Consider the following 3089-nt stretch of genomic DNA (forward strand, 5'->3'; position numbering starts at 1 on the left):
TCGCATAGCTGCGTCGCTCATTTTTCTGTATCATTCCCTCATTATACTACTTTTCCCTCTATTGGTACAGCTTCTGACGTTGTTCCCAATCGCCCGATTCATCCCCGCTGCCTGGGCTTGACCCGCTTTCGTCTCCGGGTGGAGGGATTCATAAATCTCTTTCCGGCGTTCCAGCAGTTCACCGTACTCTATCACGGACAGTTCGGTACGCACAACATTCTCGTCAATTTCAGCCAGCTCCGTCTGCAAGGCATCAAGAGTACAGATGTTGCACTCGACTTCCGTCCAGCCCAGCATTTTTGCGGCTTCCAGACGGTGCAGGCCAGCGACAAGGATATATTCCTGGTCAATGGTGATGGGATTGAGTAGTCCAATCTCGGAAATGCTCCGTGCCAATTCGTTGATCCCTTCCAGATTGACCGGACGCCGCCCTGGATTTACTTTAATCTCGCTGATTGTGATCTTCATAATCTTCCCCTCCTTATCTCCGCTTCTGCCATACGAGGTCGTAGCCAAGAGCGTCCGCCAACTCCACAGCCTCCTTGTAGCGCAGGGATTCCCGGCGCAGCTTGTCGGAGAGGTTGGGGACGCTGGGGCTCCATCCGTACTGCTCGGCCAGCTTCTCCACCAGCCCGCTCATGGTGAAGCCCTCCCGGACAATATAGGCTTTGATTTCGTTCCTGATATTCATAAAAATCGTACTCCTTTTCAAAATTGTATTCGCCATCCGGCGTAAGATTAGAAAGCGCCCCCAGCGAACCGGGCAGGCCGTTCACCATGCCCAGGTCACGGGAGCGCACATCGGATTTCAGCGTTCAGCGTGATGTTATGCAAAACGATGAAATACCAGCAGAGGACAGCGTACTGTATTCGCTGTCCAGCGTTGCGTGTTTTCACGATAAATTGTTACGCTGGTGCTGTTTTGTTCGCTGATTTCACATGGATTGAAATTCACAGAGCAAAAAGGGGGCCTGCCACATGGCAAGCCCCCGTAATGGGTTATGCGCTTTTTGAATGCTTCTGCTTGTCCCGTTCCCGTTGCCGCTTACTGCGCTCGCGGTAATAAGCCCGCTGTTTCCGCTGCTTTTCCATCTCGGCCAATTCCTCTGCTGTCGGCTCCGGCAGAGGGACATCAAATTTGCCGATAAATTTCAGATAGATGTCTACCTCTTGTGTCCGATCTCCAGTGGAGCGGTCCGGTGCGTGGACGAGAATTTTGTCCACGAACTCGTAGAGCATCGGCGTGGTCAGTACGGAGAAGTCGGTGTATTTCTTCGTCAGCGCCAAGAACTGGTCCACTCTGGTCGTGTCCGCCTCGAAAGCATCCAACTCCGCCTGTGCCTTGGCGATGGATTCCTCCAACGCCTCCTGCTCCAGTTCATATTCGCCGGACAGCAGCTCGAACCGCTTCTCCGAAATCTTCTCGGTGGCGTAGGATTCATAAAGTTTCTTTATCAGCCCATTTAGCTCGCCAGACCGCTTGCGGTCCTTGTTGAGTTTCCGCTTCAAGTCCTTCGCGGCCTGGGCCTGCCGGACCTCCGACGCCGCCCGAACCTTCTCAATGAACTCCGCCTCGTTGGTGATCGCATAGGCGCTGACCGTCCTGATCGTATCCAGAATCAACGCCCGGAGTGCCTTGGTGCTAATGTAGTGGCCGAAACATTCCTGATGGTAGTGGCGAAATGTCAGCGCGTAGGTGGAGCAGTCGTAGTGGTCATAGGGGTAAAGGCCGCTTACCGGGTCTTTGCCCCGGTTTTCTTTGTTGGCCTGCGCCCGGCCCCGGTGGTTATACATCTTCGCGCCGCAGTCGGCACAATAAAGCAGGCCCGTCAGCGGGTTGGCCTCCCCGGTGGTGTCTGTGCGGCGGACGGTCTTTCTGACCTGCTGGGCCAGTTTCCAAGTCTCCGGGTCCACAATGGCCTCATGGGTATGCTCGAAAACCGTCCATTCCTCCGGGGGCCGCTTGATGGCGTGTTTATCTTTGTATGATTCTTTATAGGAACGAAAGTTGACCGTATGCCCCATGTACTCCGGCTTGGCGAGGATATTCGAGACAGACGTGCCGCTCCAGTCGTAGGGGCGGCTGTCATCGTAGCTGTTCCTCTGCGTCCCCTGTCCCCGTTTGCCCATGTAGACTGAGGGCCGCTCAATTCTGTCATCTCGGAGGATACTGGCGATCTCGTGGGGGCCGTGACCCTCCATGCTCAGATGAAAGATGCGCCGCACAACGGAAGCGGCATCCTCGTCGATCAGCCAGTGGTGCTTGTCCTCCGGGTCCTTCCGGTAGCCGTAGATCGCATGGTTGGTGGTGGGCTTGCCAGCGTGTCCTCTGGCCTGATACGCCGCGCACTGTTTCCGGCTGCAATCCCGCAAAAACCATTCGTTTACGATATTAAGAAACGGCACAAATTCTCCCGAACTGCGGTCCGCGCTGTCCACGCTGTTGCCGATGGCGATGAACCGGACACCCTTTTCCCGAAAGAGGACCTCGGTATAAAATCCAGTTTGGAGATAGTCACGTCCGATCCGGCTCATGTCCTTGGCAATGACACAACCGACCTTCCCGGCCTCAATGTCGGCAATCAGCCGTTTCCAATCCGGGCGCTCAAAATTACCCCCAGACCATCCGTCGTCCGTGTAGTGGACACAATTTGTAAAGCCGCGCTGGGCCGCATAGCTCTCCAAGAGCATTTTTTGATTCACAATGCTGTTACTATCCCCTGCGGCCTCATCGTCGCGGCTAAGTCTCTCGTATAATGCGGTGATCTTCTCCGTCTGCCCGCTGCTCATAGGGCGCTCCTTTCAGGCTGACGGCTCATTTGTGGCATCTCAATTATACCACACTCCTGGCTTTTGTCCAGAGTCTCATTGCCAATCAACCGCACAATTTTGTCCGTTATCGTCTCCCGCTCGGCTTCATCGAAGTGGACCGTCACCTTGTAGGTGGTGGAGCCGATACGACGGTACATGACGGCGGTGTTCTCGCTGGTTTTCTGAATTGTACTGATAGTTACCTTCCTTTCTTGCGGATAGGCCGCAACCCGTGTTATAATGTAGATTGTTCCTGCTTGATGTAATTGTTTTGCGCC

The 3089-nt window shown here is 54.5% G+C and carries 4 protein-coding genes; all 4 read right to left on the bottom strand.

The genetic code is table 11. The annotated features are described in order from the left end of the window. Positions 1–30: 30 nt before the first annotated feature. Complete coding sequence (locus JX325_RS14300; RefSeq protein WP_204791760.1) at positions 31–468, bottom strand: ParB N-terminal domain-containing protein; 438 nt, start codon at positions 466–468, stop codon at positions 31–33. Positions 469–481: 13 nt separating this feature from the next. Next, positions 482–691, bottom strand: coding sequence for an LLM class flavin-dependent oxidoreductase (locus tag JX325_RS14305; RefSeq protein ID WP_204791761.1), 210 nt, complete (start codon positions 689–691; stop codon positions 482–484). A gap of 308 nt (positions 692–999) precedes the next feature. After that, positions 1000–2790, bottom strand: coding sequence for a DUF4368 domain-containing protein (locus tag JX325_RS14310; protein ID WP_204791762.1), 1791 nt, complete (start codon positions 2788–2790; stop codon positions 1000–1002). Next, positions 2787–3089, bottom strand: a 303-nt coding sequence (locus tag JX325_RS18240) for a transposon-encoded TnpW family protein (RefSeq protein WP_243414105.1), incomplete at its 5' end; no start/stop codon positions are given. The genes JX325_RS14310 and JX325_RS18240, both read right to left, overlap by 4 nt.

The sequence above is a fragment of the Oscillibacter sp. CU971 genome (assembly GCF_905219725.1).
Lineage (GTDB): Bacteria > Bacillota > Clostridia > Oscillospirales > Oscillospiraceae > Oscillibacter.

Bases quoted from the DNA above. Each gene is read 5' to 3' on its own strand.
- JX325_RS14310 (WP_204791762.1), bottom strand. From the start codon at position 2,790: ATGAGCAGCGGGCAGACGGAGAAGATCACCGCATTATACGAGAGACTT.
- JX325_RS14300 (WP_204791760.1), bottom strand. From the start codon at position 468: ATGAAGATCACAATCAGCGAGATTAAAGTAAATCCAGGGCGGCGTCCG.
- JX325_RS14305 (WP_204791761.1), bottom strand. From the start codon at position 691: ATGAATATCAGGAACGAAATCAAAGCCTATATTGTCCGGGAGGGCTTC.